Raw genomic sequence first — 15,999 nt, 5'->3', positions numbered from 1 at the left:
CAGCAAGCTAGGTCGGCTATATTACTCTCTATCTCTAAAAAGTCAACAGGTTTTATTGATTATTTTTAAACTTATTCAAGACTTCCAGATTCACACCACTCAGGCTAAATCCTTGTTTTTCAACAAGTTTTAATCAACATCACCGCCGATGGATGTGCATTCTACAGCATTTCAGGTCAGACACAACCCCTTTTCCGCATTATTCCTAAAATAATGCCTCGACTGTTTATTTATTCTTCAAAATGGAGGGGTTTTCTTATTTTTTGCACGCAAAAGGTACTGTATTAACCAATTCATCACGCATTTTTTCTTCTTTATCTTTTTCCTGCCAGTTCAATGAACGACAATCGATATATTCGCAGTAGCCACTTTCGCCCATTTCTTCATAATGATTAATTTTGATTTGATATTTAAAGCTACCTACATAACCGGCAGCCAAACCAAATTTAAAATCTCCACGACTTTGTGCCTGAACTGAAATACAGGTGCCATCTTTTCCTTCATAGCCCCACTCAAATTCACGCGGCAAATACATGTATTGTCCATTCGGTGTTTTCACCTTCGGATAAACACGATGGACTTTAAAACGGACATGATCATCAAACATTTGTGCCACGCCCATCTTGGCATCCCGTAAATACAAACGTGATTGCACAATGCTATTAAAAGGGTCACGAATTTGCGCTAACAGAAGCTGACGATTATTTTCCAGATTAATAATCTGATAAGTAAAAAATACTAACGGCAAATAGGAAAAGTTAATCGAACGGGCATATTCGAAACAGCCCATTTGCTGAATTTCAAATTTCTGCCCTTTATAGACAATCTGACCTTCACATTGACATAATGCAGACCAGTGATCCGCCAAGCCCATACGTAATTTGGTAAAATAAGAAATGATATTGCTGGTGGTCACCGATAAATCAAAACTCAGTTCTTTATCTTCACGCTGAATCCTAAAATGCGGAAAACATCCTGAAATCAATTCCCGATCTGCAAATTTGAAATATTCTTTTTTAAACTGACATTCTTTTTCCACAGAATAGGAATTTAATTGCCCCCTCATATGTGGGCTGACACTGGCAATAATGGTCGCTGTATCTAAAGCAGTGGAATGAATGGCACTTTCATTGCGAAGCATGGGGACATTGGGCTGACCAATCACACTTAAAAAGTTTAAATAATGTAATGGCGCTGGCAAATTCGGAATCATCAAGCCTTGATGAATAATTTTATAGCGACCTTTTTGCGCATGATAAGCCAATTGCGCCTGAGATGGAGCCTGATTGAGTTGTTTAGACTGGTCAAATAAATCTTGAAACAACTGCATACCATGCTCCTTTTTATTTTCAGTATAGAGGTCTCATTTTTATATGGGGGTATTTTTTCTGGCCATGAATGTCGTTACGAAACCAGAGAGTGCGTAGATAATAGAAATCACTAAAATCCCTACCGGAATATTATAAGTAATCGCAGCAAAGATAAATACAGCGATCGGTAACACGGCAAAAGGTACGCGTTTACGGTCAAAAGTCTTAAATGAATAATATTTAATATTTGAGATCATCAACAAGCCGACTGCAACAATAAGTACAGCATTGATGATTTGAATACCGACTTCACGCAAATCAAAAATTGCAGGGAAATCACGTCCAACCCAAACCATGGTGATAATCAAAATGGCGGCTAAGGGACTTGCAACACCAATAAAGTAGCGTTTATCGACCACGCCAATTTGTACATTGAAACGGGCTAAGCGGAATGCCGCACATGCGGTATAAACAAAGCAACATGCCAGACCGATACGACCTAAATCATGCAAGCTCCAGCTATACATCAGAATAGCCGGTGCCACACCAAACGCTAACAAGTCGGATAAAGAGTCATATTGTTCGCCAAAAGCACTTTGTGCGCCAATCGCGCGAGCAACTCGGCCATCTAAACCATCTAACAACGCTGCAAGAAAAATAGCGTAAATCGCTTGGGTAAAATCACCATTCATACTGGCGATAATCGAGTAAAACCCCGACAGCAATGCTGCTGTCGTGATCAGATTCGGCCACAGATAGATGCCACGACGTTTCACCTTTTGTCCCTCATGGGTTTGCTCTTCTTCTTCCACTTCAAAAGTGATGCCATCAAAACTATGTTCATCACGTGTAGAAGATTCACTTTCAGGTTTATTTATACTTGTCATTCTTGTCGATCCTAACTGTAACCGTATCTCTCTTAAAGGTATATCTTATTCGCCAACTAACCAGCGTACAGCGGCATGCCCACCATTTTCACTCATGCGTAAATGCGGGAACAACCATTGTAGTGCTTCATCAGCATCCTCAGAAAACTTCCAAGGTGGATTAATCACAAGTAAACCACAACCATTTAAACCGACTGGGGTGTCATCGGGCCATACACAAATTTCACACACCAATTGACGGCGAATACCGGTTTTCATCATTTTCTTTTCAAAACGATCAATCATGGCACGGTCTTTAATTGGATACCAAACTGCAAAACAACCTGTCGGCCATTTTTTGTGTGCAGCAGCAAGCAATTCTACCAATTGAGGGAAATCTTTACGTTCTAATTCGTAAGGCGGGTCAATCATCACCAAACCGCGTTTTTCTTTTGGTGGAATAACCCCTAACAAACCTTCATAAGCATCACGTTCATGCAAACCGGCACGGCGGTCACGAATATTGAAATACAATTCTTGAAAAACTTCTTTTTGCATTTCAAAGATCGTTGCTTTATCAATATCGCGCATACCTTCTAGTGCAAACCAAGGCGAACCTGGATAAGCGCCTTTACCTGAACCGGCACGCATATCCTCAACGATTTTAAGATATTGCTTCACACCTTCAGGGGCATTACGGATAATTGAATCATCAAGCTTTACTAAACGATGAATACCGTTTAAAAACTCACCTGATTTTTGTGCAGCAGAGGTAGATAAATCATATTTACCTGCACCACCATGCGTATCGATATAGCGATATGGTTTATCTTTGGCATTTAAACGTGCTAAAAGTTGGAGCAATAACACATGCTTCATAACATCGGCAAAGTTGCCTGCATGGAAATGGTGACGGTAATTCATGTTTCTTTAATTCCTATAATCAACCGACATTTTAGCATGAAAAAATGTTTCATTCCGAAGGATATCTTGCTCTAGAATACGTCACCTTTCTCCAGATTGTATTTGAGTATATGTGTATGGATGCAATTCACGTCCCAAAGTCATGGAATGTTGATCAGATTATTGAAGATTTAGATCAACAGGGTTTTACCCTTATTGACAATGCCTACCCTCAAGACTATGTAGATGCTTTAGTTGAAGAATGCACTTCTAATTTAAATCATTTTCGCGATGCAGCCATTCAAAGTGGTGTCGTCAGCAAAATCCGCAGTGACCATATTCTATGGATTGGCGAAGAACTAGAAATCGCACAACATCACATTGAAACACTTAAAGAAATCTCTCAATTATTAAACCGTAATTTTTATTTAGGCATACACGAAGTCGAAGCACATTTTGCCTGCTATAACGCGGGAGAATATTACGCTTTGCATCGCGACAATCCCCAAGGTAAAAATGGTCGTATTATTTCTACGGTCTATTATTTACATGAAGATTGGCAAGATGACTGGGGTGGAGAATTGCATCTAGAGGACAAAAATGGACAATGGCATACCATTCAACCCAAACCAAATCGTATTGCCATGTTCCAAAGCGATTTATTGCATGAAGTGATTAAAGCCAAGCATCAACGCTTGTCGATTACCGCATGGCTGCGTAGTAGTAATGTCTTGTTCTAATTGTTTATTATAAAAGCAGGATGCTGCATTTGCCTTTAAATTCCCGGTTTTGCCCCGATATACTGATTATTCATCAATGAGGTATTGGCTAATGTTTGAAAATACAAAAAAAATTATCGAGCGTATCGGTGAGACGGATCAATTGTATTTGGAAAACAATACGCCGGATCTCGCCTTAGAACGTGCTGATTTACGTTTACAACTGGTGGTTATAAGCAATTCACGTCAAGAACAGATTCATTTTCTGCAAGAAGCTGTGGTTCTTTTAGAGCAGGCACGGATTGAATATGAAGAAATGCCGATGCGTTTGTATTTGAATCTGTCTTTACATCTGGCAAAAGCCTATATGCTGTATTTCGAAATCACCAAGGAACAGCGTTTTGCTTTAATTACCCAGCAGATTTTAAAACCGCTATCGCAACATGAACACAGTGATATCTATTTTTTCCTTGCTTATGCATCGGTTTCCAAAAATCAAATTGCATTAACTCGACATTGGTTAACCAAATACAGTAAATCTGCGGACTTTGATTTAGAACTATTACAGCAACATCCTTCGTTTAGGATGGTACGTGAAGAAATCTGGTTTGTGAAACTGCTACAAAGCAAATTGCACTAATTCCAGAAAATAAAAAACTCTCCTAAAATGGAGAGTTTTTTATTTGGGTATGCTTTTTTAAAAATTTTATTCCAACTTTAAGCCATTTGTAATTTATTGGCATTCATATGCAATTGCTGATTCAGTTCATCAATCCAGATGACCCACTCATCCGCATCTTCGACCAGATAACGAATCAGGAATTCACGCTGAGATTTACTCCAGAAAGGTGCATCGTGTAAATTTTGATTTGCAGGTAATTGATGGGTACGTATAAAAAGCTCAATGGCTGCAGGGCTATTGGCCAATCCCAACTGCGAAAACAATAATTCTAAGGATGGTTTATTACTCATCATCTTTGCAAACTCCTTATTCGTTAAATTGTCATTTATTATTCAATTAACTTATAAGAAATATCAGAAAAATAATAGTCATCACTTTAATTATGTTGTTTCAATTTGTGATTAAAAATTTATCTTATTTATGTGGCTGATATTCAGTATGTAATTGCTCATTTAAGATATCCACCACCATCGCCCAGTCATCATCCTTTTTCCAATGACTGATCAGGAAATCATGCTGTGCTTGCGTCCAAAATGGAGCGTGATGCAAAGCGACATCCATCGTCAATTGATGAGTCTCTATGAACTGATCAATGGCTTCTTGGCTCGCGTCGAGACCCAATTGTTCAAACAAGAGTTCTAATGTGGGTTGCTGATCAAACATGTCATTATCCTTAAGCTGTTATTATTAGTCTTCAAATTAGACTAAAACGCCTAAAAATTCAGTTATTACTGCATCACAGCTTGTTATTTTTTGTTCAACCGTAAATTGCAAGCATAAAAAAAGCACCCCAAATGGAGTGCTTTTTTATAACTTAATCTAGAAGATTAAATTATTTAAGCATGTCAGCAATTGCTGCGCGCTCTTCTTCAAGTTCGTTCAACGTGAAGTTGATACGTTCTTGGCTGAATTGGTCGATTTCAAGACCTTGAACGATTTTGTATTCGCCGTTTTCAGTCGTTACAGGGAAACCGAACATCACGCCTTCAGGAATACCATAAGAACCGTCAGAAGGAATACCCATGGTTACCCATTCGCCGTTTGTGCCAAGAGCCCAATCGCGCATATGGTCGATTGCAGCATTTGCAGCAGAAGCAGCAGAAGACAAACCACGTGCTTCGATGATCGCAGCACCACGTTTACCAACAGTCGGAAGGAATGTGTTTGCATTCCATTCTTGGTCGTTGATCATGTCTTTAACGCTTTCGCCGTTAATTGTTGCAAAACGGTAGTCAGCATACATTGTTGGAGAGTGGTTACCCCAAACTGTAAGGTTTTTGATGTCTTTAACCGCTTTACCAGTTTTAGCAGCAATTTGAGATGCAGCACGGTTGTGGTCAAGACGTAACATTGCAGTGAAGTTTTTCGCTGGAAGATCTGGAGCAGATTTCATTGCGATGTAAGCATTCGTGTTTGCAGGGTTACCAACAACTAGAACTTTAACGTCACGGCTAGCAACTTCGTTTAGTGCTTGACCTTGACCGATGAAGATTTCACCGTTTACTTTTAATAAGTCAGCACGTTCCATACCTGGACCACGTGGACGTGAACCTACCAATAACGCGTAGTCAGCATCTTTGAATGCAACTTTAGGATCATCAGTACCGATCATGCCTTCTAAAAGAGGGAATGCACAGTCTTGAAGTTCCATCATTACGCCTTTAAGCGCTTGTTGAGCTTTCTCAAAAGGAACTTCGAGCAATTGTAAAATAACCGGTTGATCTTTACCTAGCATCTCGCCGCTTGCGATACGGAATAGTAAGCTATAACCAATTTGACCTGCAGCACCAGTAACGGCAACACGAACGGCTTGCTTCATCTAATTATCTCCAATTGAGGATAGTCAATGCGATTAAATAGTTAGTCCATTTAATCTAATAATCATAAACGCCGAAGATTGTACTCCAATCATTGGACTGATGCATGCAAAAGAGATAGAACTTCAACAAAAGTCTGATAGGAAATATAAATAAAATATGCCGAAAAGCTTAATAAGAACCTTTTATGGTGAAAGAGTTTGGACAATTCGTTTCAACTGTTGTTGGACACTGTTTGTACCGCCCATTAGATTTATAACAAAGTTTGACCTCTGTCAGAATGGGCGTTCCATTCACAGCTACGCAATTAAACTTAATCGCACTCACAGGCATAGCCGGATTTAAACGTAAAAACTGCAAGCGAAGATTGCTGATATGCATGGTTCGACTTTCAGGACTGGTGAGTTCAGCAGGTACTTTTAGACGTTCTGCATAATTAATTACAGTACGAAAATATTGACTTGCATTCATCGGCACACACCCCCCTATCGCATGCCAGAGCTGAACTCGCGTACTCTCATCCGGCATGATGCGTGCCACGACTTTCGCTTGTAAGGGTGATAAGGCTGCTGAAGCCGCCGTTTTACACTCCGGTTCTGACGTTTCGGGCAATAAACCTGAAATATTAAGAGAATAACCTTCTAAACATTTTCGTTTTTTTGATTTTTGATTATCCAACATACACACCGCAGGCGTCATTTGTACCACCATCACATACCCTTGCACTGGCGCTGCAAAAATATGAGATGAAGACAGCCCCAGTCCTGCACCGCTCACGACGAACAGTGCCAACCTGGTTAAAACTGGCATGTAGTCAAAAACAATCATTAATAACTCAAACCCCATCAACAAAATTAAAATTTAAGGATTTATTCTCAATGGAATGATATTCATTCTTTTTTCAATAGATTGTGCCCCTTGTCCAAGCAACACCCCATAATGCGTTGCGTTGGTCATCACATGTTTTACATAATCACGTGTTTCCGTGAGTGGAATGGTTTCAGTATATTGATCCGCAGCAATCGACTGCGAATCGGGCTGCCAACGACGTGCCCGGTTTGGACCTGCGTTATAACCTGCTGTGGCCAGAACAGAACTACTGCTCAACTGACTTTGAATCATGGATAAATAAAAGGTGCCATAACGAATATTGGTATTCATATCCGTTAATGCCGCCGGGTTATACGTTTCCCCCATCTGACGTGCTACCAGTTTTGCGGTATCCGGCATAATCTGCATCAGCCCCCCCGCGCCCACATGGGAACGCGCACCGGTATTAAAACGGCTTTCTTGACGCATCAGCCCATATGCCCATGCCGGATCGATCCCTGCATTACGACTATGGCTCACCACATAGTTTTGGTGCGGCATGGCATAACGATATGAATAATTATGTTTATTTTCAGTGCGATCCGCAGCATAGATTGCCCGGTCATACCAGCCCATATCGGTCGCACGTTTCGCTGCGGCAAGCAGTAAGCCATCATCATGTTTTAAATAGGCCTGACGAACCGCCCAGTTCCACTCGCGATTAATATAATTATCCGGTGCATTGACACGGCGTAACGCAAAAGCACGGCTAAAATGAATATCCTGGCTTAAGCGCTGCACATCACTATTGGAGGGTTGAACATTATTTGGAATATTATTATAACTTTGCCCCAGTTTATCTTTGGCCAATAAATTATGGTAATCATCACCTTGCGCCAATTTTTTAAAGATTTCCTGTGCAGTACGTTTAGAACTGGTATCTCCGCGCTGCTCTGATGCACGTGCCAGCCAATATTGCCAACGATCTTCCTGTTTTTGGGTCACGCTCATGGCATCAATGGCACGAATTAAACTTTCCCAACTACTAAAACGAATGGCCTGGCGAGCATAAATTTCGGCTTCTTCTAAACTGAATGGCAATCCATAACTGGCATCTAAATAATTCAGTACTTCACGATTGAAGTTGTTTTTCATCACCGTAGTGCCGCCAATATAGCCCACCGCCCGATATAAGGCTTTTTGTACTTGTAGCGGTGTGCCTTGTGCAGCATTTTGCACTGAAGATATTGCAGTATTTAAATCACTATCCGCTAAACGTCCCATCGCAAAAATTAAATAGGCATGATCAGCAGTCGATGCCTTAGGCGCAGACCATAAGTAATTTAGAGGGTTGGCTTGAATTTGATTGAGTTGCGCGAGCGATAAACTCATACCCAAAGTCTGTGCTGTAGCCAAAGCCTGACCGGACTGACCTGCACGAAGTTGCCCCCACAGACGTTGCTGTCGATCTTGTTCTGTCATGAGTGGACTAGAAAGCATCATGCGTCCCAAACCGGTACATGATTCAGGTTGTGAATTGGTGGTAAGCCAAACATCCTTATATTCAGCAAAAACCAGCGGATCACCTGACTTTGCTCGAACTTGTGCCACTGCACAGCTTTCGGCTTGGTCGGGATTGGTCACATACTGTAAAACCGGTTGTGCGGTTACAAAATCGGCCTGTTTTACTTTTTCTTCGACATAATCCGCTGCCAGTTTTTCGGCCATGGCGGATTGCGGATAACGCTGTGCAAAATTAACAATATTACTGGAAGGTTGTGCAGATAAATTCGCGTTCAGTGACCAATATTCAGGGTAATAACCCAGCACATCATTTTGCATAGAGGCTTGGTATTGTTGTAATAATCCAATATTTCCCGCATTTGCGGCTTGTAAAGCAGCATTGAATTGCTCATCTGCCGCATGGGCAATAGAAACGAAACCTGTCGATGCCAGACTTAAAGCAAGCATTTTATAATATTTTTTATTGATTACCCGATTAAACATATGCTTACCTTCTGTCATTTAGTATTGCCTTGGTCGCACCTAATCATTTTTGAATAGTTTAATTATTATTAAACTACTCTACTGTTCTGTTGTGTAACCTTATGATTAGGCAATATTAATTTTCAAGCATTTTTACTGTATAAATCAATCTTCTTGTCGGTTTATTTATATCTATAAGTTTAGCCGCGATTCCTGCTAAAATATGCGCCTTTCTTGTATTCTAATCGCAACTTTTAAAGATTACAGCCAGCATCATCTTCCTGAATGACTTTCAGCTAAGCGTTGAAATAAAATAGAAAATATTGCTAGCCCTGCCCAAAACATGGGAAATCTTAAATTGCGATTTCATCGATTTATCCTTTAGGAGCCTACATGACGGTTCAAACCTTCATTCCAAATAGTGCCCAAGCTGCTTCAGAAAACACTGTTACCCAGCCACAGCACACCCCAGCCGACGGATCAGTGAAAAAACTGTATATCGAAACGCAAGGGTGTCAGATGAATGAGTATGACAGTCATCGTATGGCAGACCTGTTGGGCGACTCACACGGTTATGTGTTAACGACCGATCCGAAGGAAGCCGATATTCTGCTGATGAATACCTGTTCGATTCGTGAAAAAGCGCAAGAGAAAGTGTTCTCTGAACTGGGTCGCTGGCGCAAACTGAAAGAAAAAAATCCTGACTTAGTGATTGGGGTTGGTGGTTGTGTGGCTTCGCAAGAAGGCGATAACATTCAAAAACGTGCACCTTATGTCGATATGGTATTTGGTCCACAAACCTTGCACCGTTTGCCGCAAATGCTGGATCAGCATAGCGATCAAATTGAAAAACCAAAGAAAGATAAAATCAAGCTGGTGGATATTTCATTCCCAGACATCGAAAAATTCGACTTTTTACCTGAACCGCGTGTTGAAGGTTACAAAGCTTTTGTTTCGATTATGGAAGGCTGTTCAAAATATTGTTCTTTCTGCGTGGTGCCTTATACCCGTGGTGAGGAAGTTTCTCGTCCTTTAGATGATGTGCTGGCTGAAATTGCAGGTCTGGCTGAAAAAGGCGTGCGTGAAATTTCACTTCTCGGCCAGAACGTCAATGGCTACCGTGGTGAAACATTTGAAGGCAATATCTGTACCTTCGCCGATTTACTGCGTTTAGTCGCTGAAATTCCGGGGATTGGCCGTTTGCGTTATACCACTTCACATCCGCTTGAATTTAATGATGACCTGATTCAATGCTACCGTGATTTACCACAAATGGTTTCACATCTGCATTTGCCAGTACAAAGTGGTTCAAACGATGTATTGAAAGCGATGAAACGTAACCACACTATTGATGTCTATATCGAGAAGATTAAAAAGTTACGTGCAGTCCGCCCGGATATGCATTTATCTTCAGACTTTATTATTGGCTTCCCAGGCGAAACCGATGAAAACTTTGAAGAGACCTATCAGTTCATTCAAGATTTGGATTTCGACCATTCTTACAGCTTCATTTATTCAAAACGTCCGGGCACACCAGCCTCTGAATTACCAGACAGTACCCCTGAAGATGTGAAAAAAGAACGTCTTGGCAAAGTACAAAAATGGATCAAGCGTTCAAGCATTGATAAAACAGATGCCATGCTTGGAACAATTCAACGTGTCTTGATTGAAAATGTTTCTGACAAGGATCCAAACCTGCTGGTGGGTACTGCCGACAACACCCGCTATGTCTCCTTCATTGGTGATCCGGCTTGGGTTGGACGTTTTGCAGAGATTGAAATTACCGAAATTAAAACTTTAAATTTTGTTTACGGTGAGCTATTGAATCTTGAGCCTGACGTGGCGTAATGTAAGGTGATCAGTAAGATCATTTTATAAGGAATTCTCTTGACTGCAGCGATTCGACGTACAGTAAATTTTCCTGGTGTTTCAATGGAGCGTTTAAAAGGCATGCTGGGTGCTTATAACGGTCACTTGAAACAAATCGAACAACGTTTAGATGTCCAAATTTCCCATCGAGGTGATGTATTTTTCATCGATGGGGAGCTCGATGCAGTAGAGAGAGCTGAAAGCCTCTTGATGCGTCTGTATGAAGAAACTGAGATTACCCAGCAAATTAGCGCTGATACTTTGCATCTGATGATTCAGGGTAGTCAAACTGACCGTGAATTACAGATTGATGAGCACCAAGAACATACGGGACTGGATGAAGTCTGGTTACAAACCCGTAAAGGTCGTATTAACCCGCGCGGCGCGAACCAAAAACGCTATGTGCAACGTATTTTACAGAGCGATATTTCATTCGGTATTGGTCCTGCCGGGACAGGTAAAACGTATCTGGCCGTGGCAGCGGCAGTCGATATGCTGGAACGCAATGAAATTCAGCGTATCTTGCTGGTGCGTCCTGCGGTTGAAGCCGGTGAAAAACTCGGTTTTCTACCGGGTGATTTAAGCCAGAAAATCGACCCCTATTTACGTCCACTTTACGATGCCCTGTATGAAATGCTGGGCTTTGAAAAAGTCGCCAAACTGATTGAACGTCAAGTGATTGAGGTTGCGCCCCTCGCCTATATGCGTGGTCGTACCTTGAATCATTCTTTCGTCATTCTAGATGAGGCGCAAAATACCACTCCTGAACAGATGAAAATGTTCCTGACCCGTTTAGGTTTTGGTTCTCGTGCAGTGATTACCGGTGACGTGACTCAGGTCGATTTACCGCGTGGTCAGCAATCAGGTTTATCGCACGCTTTACGTGTGATTGATAAAATTCCGGAAATTCATATTACCCGTTTCCACTCTCGTGATGTGGTGCGTCATCAATTGGTACAAAAAATTGTTGAAGCCTATGAGGGTTGGGACAGTGAACAACAGCGTTTAAGTGCTGAAGCTCGGGCAGAACGTAAAGCGCGTCAAGAGGCCTTAATTGCTGAAAATGATGCGGCTGCCGATGCACAGCAGTGAGCTTTAAATAAGGATTCATTTTGAAACTTAGTCTTTCCCTACAACAGGACTTTCAAGCCCCTGAATTGGTCTTGAAACGTGCCTACCTTAAAAAAGTTGTAGAAACAGCTTTACGTTATATCGGCACACAAAGTAATTGCGAAATCGGCATTGCCTGTGTCGATAATGACGAAAGTCATAAGCTTAATCTGGAATATCGTCAAAAAGATAAACCCACCAATGTGTTGTCTTTCCCAAGCGACATTCCAGATGAAATGGCTGAATATTTAGATGCCTTCCCCATTGGCGATTTAGTGATTTGTATTCCTGTGGTTTTGCAAGAAGCCATTGATCAGAACAAAACACCAATTGAGCATTTCACCCATATGCTGGTTCATGGCACATTGCATTTAATGGGTTATGACCATGAAACTTCAGATGAAGACGCTGAAGAAATGGAAGGTCTGGAAATTCAGATTTTAGCCAAATTAGGTTTTGAAAATCCTTATACCGAGCAAGACTAAAACCCATTCAATAAAAAAGCGGGCTTAGGCTCGCTTTTTTAATTCCTTAAATTCCCTCTCCTTTAAAAGGAGATGAGCATCCTCAGAATATATTCTGAGTTCGCAAGGGAGAGGATTTATTTCCATACGATTGCGACCAATATTGTTCTAAGAACATCCAGAATCCTATTTTTATTCAGCTTTTTTCAGATTAGATTCACTATTCTTTTATTGCAAAAGAAACATCGCATCCCTTATAAAAGAACAGACTCAATAAAATAAAAATCATACAGAATGAAATACATTGTTATTTTTAAAGCAAAAATAAATGTTTTAGATAATGAATATTCCAGAATGGCCCAACTGTTACGTGAAAAAGCACTAACACAATTTAATTGCCAGAAATTTGAAGCGATCAGCGAAAATGATTTTGAGATTGCCCTGTCATACTGGAATAGTTTAGAAGATATTCAAACTTGGCATAGAGATGCAGAACATCAGGTTGCACAGTTCTTAGGGAAAGAGAAATGGTATAAAAGTTTTAGCGTTGAAATTTGTGAAATTCAGAAAAGTTATGCAGACTTAAATGCTTAATAACAGTTAATTAGAACAAGATTTATTTAATAAACTACTAATCTTCTCATCCTCTTCAAAAGAGAACTTATTTTACTTATTCTCCCTCCCCCGTTGCGGAATAATATTCCTCATCCCATAGGAAGAGGGAGTCTTATTAGATTATTAACGCACTTCAAACTCTGCTTCTGCCGGGTCAAAACGCCAGGTACGCACAATACGTAGTTCTGAAATATCTTTCATGCCTTGATCAAAACCACCAAAAGGAGCTGCTTTACGTACTGAAGTTTTTGCTGCCTCATCCAATAAAGCATGACCGGAACTGTCAATCAGGCGAATAGCACGAATTCCACCATTTCTATTCAGAATGACCATTAAACGAACTTCCCCTGCCAAGCGTTTCACTTTTGCAGCGTCGGGATAATAACGGTTACCGTAAAATTCAACTTTTTGACGGAATTTTTCTAAATAAGCAGCTGAAATATCCTGCTTGGCTTGAATGCCATCCACAGTTTTAATTTTTTGTTGACGGCTGAAATTTTGCTGACGTTGTAAATATTGTGCTTCTAAACTTGCCACCATCGCTGCTTTGGCTTGGAACTGGCTATTCAGCGCTTCCATGGCCTTTTTACGTTGATTCTGTTCAGCTTCCTTCTTCCAGCTTAAAGTCGTCATTAAGACTTTTTCTTCAAAGCTTAATTCACGTTTTTGCTGTAATCGCTCTAAACTTTCCTGTTGTTGCTCACCTGCACTTTGCTCAAGCATTGGTGCGGGCATATCACTCGACATGCGATGTGCTTCACGAAAGGTTCCTGAACCTTGCTGATCTGCCTGTGCAAGAAAATCGGCATTTTCCACTTTGTCTTTACTCGGGCGTAAAGTCACTGCAATTTCTTTCACTGCCGCATCACTTTCTTCCGGCATTGCAAATTGCAGTGTCAAAATCATTAAATGTAGAACAGCAGCTAAAATCACTGCGCTTGTGAAAATAGGATCTTTCCACCATGTATTCATGAAAGGTGCAAAACTGATTTTCTTAAGCATCACATTAAACCGACAAAATGTCTGGTCCCCAGACTGCATAAAGCAGTATAAAATAAACACAGTTTTCACTTTTGAATAAAAAACGAGAACTCAATCAACAAGTGAACTGTAGACAATTAAAATCATGAAAATGGTGCAATTAATTTTGCTAAACTGCAAGATTGAATACTTGTATTTTTAATACTTTTCGACAAAATCTATCATCTCTCGAAGCCTAAGAAGATTCACTTGCTAGGATGCCCCATATGCAAACGCTAATATCCAATATCTCGAAACGTATACGTCAAGTGTACCAAAAAGCCGAGGGATTTATTGAAGATGAGCGTGAATTTCCATTATCTCAAGTTTTTCTAAATGCAACGTTCCAGCGTTTTGTGACTGACAATGTTTCCATGTTGAAAGATTTGCATGCCGATCTGCATGATGACTGGCTACGTTTATATGCAACGCTGGATGTAAAGGGACTATATATCACCCTTTCAGTTGATTTAAAACTGGTGCAGATGGAGCTGAATAAAGACACCCAGCTTATTGTGTTTGAACAAATCAGTGATACCGAAGTAATTGACGCAAAATACAAAAATATATTCCAAAAGCTTGCAGTAAAATTTGCTTTATTTTTCTACCAAAAAGTTTTAAACCAAGACCCTTTGGGTATGATTCTGGAAAAGCTCAATGTCATTAAGGTCAAAGACGATTTACTGCATTTAGACCTAAACCGCTGGCTGGGTAAAAAGCGTTCCATCATCGATACTTTAGCCAAAGTCCATGTAAACCATGCAGTTTTACGTGAAGCTGAATTGGTGGTTATGGGCAATGTGAATCTGACAGCGCTATTTAGAAAAATGTCAGAAGAACCGGTAGATGATTGGGATATAGCAGATCTTCCTGAAACTGAAGTTAGTCCGCTTAAACAAAAATAAGCTGAATTGTTTTTCATGATTAAAATCTGTATTTTTAACTGGAAAAAAACTACATAAAGATACAGATTGGACAAAATTTCGAATTTTATCTTCATAATCAAAGCGCATAATAGCAACCAAGCAAAAAAATGCACTTTATTCAAACTTCATAGGAACACCCTACTTATGGCTCACAATGTATTGAAAACAATCGCGTTAGCATCTGGTGTAAGCACTACACTGTTGTTTGCTGGTTTCTCAAGCCAAGCATTTGCCATGAGTCCATTCCAGGCAAGTTATCAATTTAGCTATAATGGCAAAAATATGGGTTCAGCAACTCGCACTTTAAGCAAGTCAGGGAATAACTGGACTTATGTTTTTGCTGCCAAAGCAGGTGCTATTGCTTCTGCAACGGAAACCAGTCATTTTAGCTTCAATGGTAACAATATCATTTCAAACAACTTTAGCCGCAGCAGCAAAATTTTGGTGCACAACAACACCATGAGTATTAACTTTAATCCAAATGCTAAAACCATTAACACCAAGAAAGATGACAAAGCACGTTCTTTTGCTTGGAAATCTGGTGTTCTGGATGAGCTAAATGCTGAATTGCAACTCCGTGAAGACTTAAAAGCTTCAGGCTTAAAATCAAGCTATGCAATTGCCGATGCCAAAGAAGTTGAATCACGTCGCTTTGTAAAACAAGGCACTGAAAAAGTTAAAACCTCTTACGGTACCTTTGACACCATTAAAGTGGTGATGAAACATGATAAGCCAAACCGCGATACAATTTTCTGGTTAGCCCCTAAACTTGACTATGTTCCAGTGAAGGTTTCTCACCAAGATGGCAAAACATCATACGGTTTGCTGCTAACAGGCTATAAAGGCTCAACGAATTAATCGATTTGATCAATTTCGCTTGCATTTTTTGAGAGCCTTTTTAA

Annotated in this window: 17 protein-coding genes; 8 read left to right on the top strand and 9 right to left on the bottom strand. The window is 40.3% G+C overall.

Annotated features, from left to right (window positions below; genetic code table 11):
• Positions 1-256: 256 nt before the first annotated feature.
• From HLH18_RS15455 to HLH18_RS15445, 3 genes are read right to left on the bottom strand one after another with little or no spacing between them, the layout of a single operon-like run.
• Positions 257-1,330 (bottom strand): DUF6670 family protein, encoded by a 1,074-nt coding sequence (locus HLH18_RS15455; protein WP_171547505.1) that lies wholly within the window; start codon positions 1,328-1,330, stop codon positions 257-259.
• A 39-nt stretch (positions 1,331-1,369) separates the two neighbouring features.
• A complete protein-coding gene (pssA, locus tag HLH18_RS15450; protein WP_171547504.1) occupies positions 1,370-2,197 on the bottom strand; it encodes a CDP-diacylglycerol--serine O-phosphatidyltransferase in 828 nt (275 codons plus the stop codon).
• A 45-nt stretch (positions 2,198-2,242) separates the two neighbouring features.
• Positions 2,243-3,100 carry a 23S rRNA (adenine(2030)-N(6))-methyltransferase RlmJ gene (locus HLH18_RS15445; RefSeq protein WP_131292353.1) on the bottom strand — a complete coding sequence of 286 codons (858 nt, stop codon included), beginning with the start codon at positions 3,098-3,100 and terminating at the stop codon, positions 2,243-2,245.
• A gap of 116 nt (positions 3,101-3,216) precedes the next feature.
• Here HLH18_RS15445 and HLH18_RS15440 point away from each other — a divergent pair, with 116 nt between their 5' ends.
• Both HLH18_RS15440 and HLH18_RS15435 read left to right on the top strand, forming a co-directional pair.
• Positions 3,217-3,819: a 2OG-Fe(II) oxygenase gene (locus tag HLH18_RS15440; RefSeq protein WP_171547503.1), complete on the top strand. Its 603-nt coding sequence runs from the start codon at positions 3,217-3,219 to the stop codon at positions 3,817-3,819.
• Positions 3,820-3,910: 91 nt separating this feature from the next.
• Entirely contained in the window at positions 3,911-4,438 is a 528-nt protein-coding gene (locus tag HLH18_RS15435; RefSeq protein ID WP_171547502.1) for a hypothetical protein, read from the top strand.
• A 77-nt stretch (positions 4,439-4,515) separates the two neighbouring features.
• On the opposite strand, the gene HLH18_RS15430 is transcribed toward HLH18_RS15435, so the two are convergent.
• The 5 genes from HLH18_RS15430 to HLH18_RS15410 form a co-directional block, all read right to left on the bottom strand.
• Positions 4,516-4,773 (bottom strand): DUF2789 family protein, encoded by a 258-nt coding sequence (locus HLH18_RS15430; protein WP_502699853.1) that lies wholly within the window; start codon positions 4,771-4,773, stop codon positions 4,516-4,518.
• A 121-nt stretch (positions 4,774-4,894) separates the two neighbouring features.
• Complete coding sequence (locus HLH18_RS15425) at positions 4,895-5,143, bottom strand: DUF2789 family protein (RefSeq protein WP_171547501.1); 249 nt, start codon at positions 5,141-5,143, stop codon at positions 4,895-4,897.
• Positions 5,144-5,312: 169 nt separating this feature from the next.
• Positions 5,313-6,299, bottom strand: coding sequence for a malate dehydrogenase (locus HLH18_RS15420; protein ID WP_131292361.1), 987 nt, complete (start codon positions 6,297-6,299; stop codon positions 5,313-5,315).
• Between the two features lie 169 nt (positions 6,300-6,468).
• Positions 6,469-7,125, bottom strand: coding sequence for a ribonuclease T2 family protein (locus HLH18_RS15415; protein WP_171547500.1), 657 nt, complete (start codon positions 7,123-7,125; stop codon positions 6,469-6,471).
• Between the two features lie 33 nt (positions 7,126-7,158).
• Positions 7,159-9,078 (bottom strand): lytic transglycosylase domain-containing protein, encoded by a 1,920-nt coding sequence (locus HLH18_RS15410; RefSeq protein ID WP_250852451.1) that lies wholly within the window; start codon positions 9,076-9,078, stop codon positions 7,159-7,161.
• Between the two features lie 408 nt (positions 9,079-9,486).
• Between HLH18_RS15410 and miaB the strand changes: the two genes are divergently transcribed.
• From miaB to HLH18_RS15390, 4 genes are all read left to right on the top strand, one after another.
• The gene (miaB, locus tag HLH18_RS15405) at positions 9,487-10,941 is read left to right on the top strand and encodes a tRNA (N6-isopentenyl adenosine(37)-C2)-methylthiotransferase MiaB (RefSeq protein WP_131292367.1); all 1,455 of its coding nucleotides are present in this window, start codon (positions 9,487-9,489) and stop codon (positions 10,939-10,941) included.
• 39 nt (positions 10,942-10,980) lie between these two features.
• Complete coding sequence (locus tag HLH18_RS15400) at positions 10,981-12,054, top strand: PhoH family protein (protein WP_214647363.1); 1,074 nt, start codon at positions 10,981-10,983, stop codon at positions 12,052-12,054.
• A gap of 20 nt (positions 12,055-12,074) precedes the next feature.
• Positions 12,075-12,557 (top strand): rRNA maturation RNase YbeY, encoded by a 483-nt coding sequence (ybeY, locus tag HLH18_RS15395; RefSeq protein WP_171547498.1) that lies wholly within the window; start codon positions 12,075-12,077, stop codon positions 12,555-12,557.
• Positions 12,558-12,830: 273 nt separating this feature from the next.
• Positions 12,831-13,130 (top strand): antibiotic biosynthesis monooxygenase family protein, encoded by a 300-nt coding sequence (locus HLH18_RS15390; protein ID WP_171547497.1) that lies wholly within the window; start codon positions 12,831-12,833, stop codon positions 13,128-13,130.
• Positions 13,131-13,274: 144 nt separating this feature from the next.
• Here HLH18_RS15390 and HLH18_RS15385 read toward each other — a convergent pair whose 3' ends face one another.
• On the bottom strand, positions 13,275-14,153 hold the full coding sequence (locus HLH18_RS15385; protein ID WP_171547496.1) for an energy transducer TonB: 879 nt from the start codon (positions 14,151-14,153) through the stop codon (positions 13,275-13,277).
• A 245-nt stretch (positions 14,154-14,398) separates the two neighbouring features.
• Here HLH18_RS15385 and HLH18_RS15380 point away from each other — a divergent pair, with 245 nt between their 5' ends.
• Complete coding sequence (locus HLH18_RS15380; protein ID WP_171547495.1) at positions 14,399-15,076, top strand: hypothetical protein; 678 nt, start codon at positions 14,399-14,401, stop codon at positions 15,074-15,076.
• 165 nt (positions 15,077-15,241) lie between these two features.
• Complete coding sequence (locus tag HLH18_RS15375; protein WP_171547494.1) at positions 15,242-15,955, top strand: DUF3108 domain-containing protein; 714 nt, start codon at positions 15,242-15,244, stop codon at positions 15,953-15,955.
• The last annotated feature ends 44 nt before the right edge of the window (positions 15,956-15,999 follow it).

Origin of the sequence: Acinetobacter sp. ANC 5414 (assembly GCF_013004295.1) — a bacterium.
In the GTDB taxonomy this organism is placed as follows: Bacteria; Pseudomonadota; Gammaproteobacteria; order Pseudomonadales; family Moraxellaceae; genus Acinetobacter.
This window is presented reverse-complemented; position numbering and strand designations above follow the sequence as displayed.

What these genes read in the sequence shown, in the direction of transcription:
- HLH18_RS15455 (WP_171547505.1), bottom strand. Translation starts at nt 1,330, where the DNA reads ATGCAGTTGTTTCAAGATTTATTTGACCAGTCTAAACAACTCAATCAG.
- pssA (WP_171547504.1), bottom strand. Translation starts at nt 2,197, where the DNA reads ATGACAAGTATAAATAAACCTGAAAGTGAATCTTCTACACGTGATGAA.
- HLH18_RS15445 (WP_131292353.1), bottom strand. Translation starts at nt 3,100, where the DNA reads ATGAATTACCGTCACCATTTCCATGCAGGCAACTTTGCCGATGTTATG.
- HLH18_RS15440 (WP_171547503.1), top strand. Translation starts at nt 3,217, where the DNA reads ATGGATGCAATTCACGTCCCAAAGTCATGGAATGTTGATCAGATTATT.
- HLH18_RS15435 (WP_171547502.1), top strand. Translation starts at nt 3,911, where the DNA reads ATGTTTGAAAATACAAAAAAAATTATCGAGCGTATCGGTGAGACGGAT.
- HLH18_RS15430 (WP_502699853.1), bottom strand. Translation starts at nt 4,773, where the DNA reads ATGATGAGTAATAAACCATCCTTAGAATTATTGTTTTCGCAGTTGGGA.
- HLH18_RS15425 (WP_171547501.1), bottom strand. Translation starts at nt 5,143, where the DNA reads ATGTTTGATCAGCAACCCACATTAGAACTCTTGTTTGAACAATTGGGT.
- HLH18_RS15420 (WP_131292361.1), bottom strand. Translation starts at nt 6,299, where the DNA reads ATGAAGCAAGCCGTTCGTGTTGCCGTTACTGGTGCTGCAGGTCAAATT.
- HLH18_RS15415 (WP_171547500.1), bottom strand. Translation starts at nt 7,125, where the DNA reads ATGATTGTTTTTGACTACATGCCAGTTTTAACCAGGTTGGCACTGTTC.
- HLH18_RS15410 (WP_250852451.1), bottom strand. Translation starts at nt 9,078, where the DNA reads ATGCTTGCTTTAAGTCTGGCATCGACAGGTTTCGTTTCTATTGCCCAT.
- miaB (WP_131292367.1), top strand. Translation starts at nt 9,487, where the DNA reads ATGACGGTTCAAACCTTCATTCCAAATAGTGCCCAAGCTGCTTCAGAA.
- HLH18_RS15390 (WP_171547497.1), top strand. Translation starts at nt 12,831, where the DNA reads ATGAAATACATTGTTATTTTTAAAGCAAAAATAAATGTTTTAGATAAT.
- HLH18_RS15385 (WP_171547496.1), bottom strand. Translation starts at nt 14,153, where the DNA reads ATGCTTAAGAAAATCAGTTTTGCACCTTTCATGAATACATGGTGGAAA.
- HLH18_RS15380 (WP_171547495.1), top strand. Translation starts at nt 14,399, where the DNA reads ATGCAAACGCTAATATCCAATATCTCGAAACGTATACGTCAAGTGTAC.
- HLH18_RS15375 (WP_171547494.1), top strand. Translation starts at nt 15,242, where the DNA reads ATGGCTCACAATGTATTGAAAACAATCGCGTTAGCATCTGGTGTAAGC.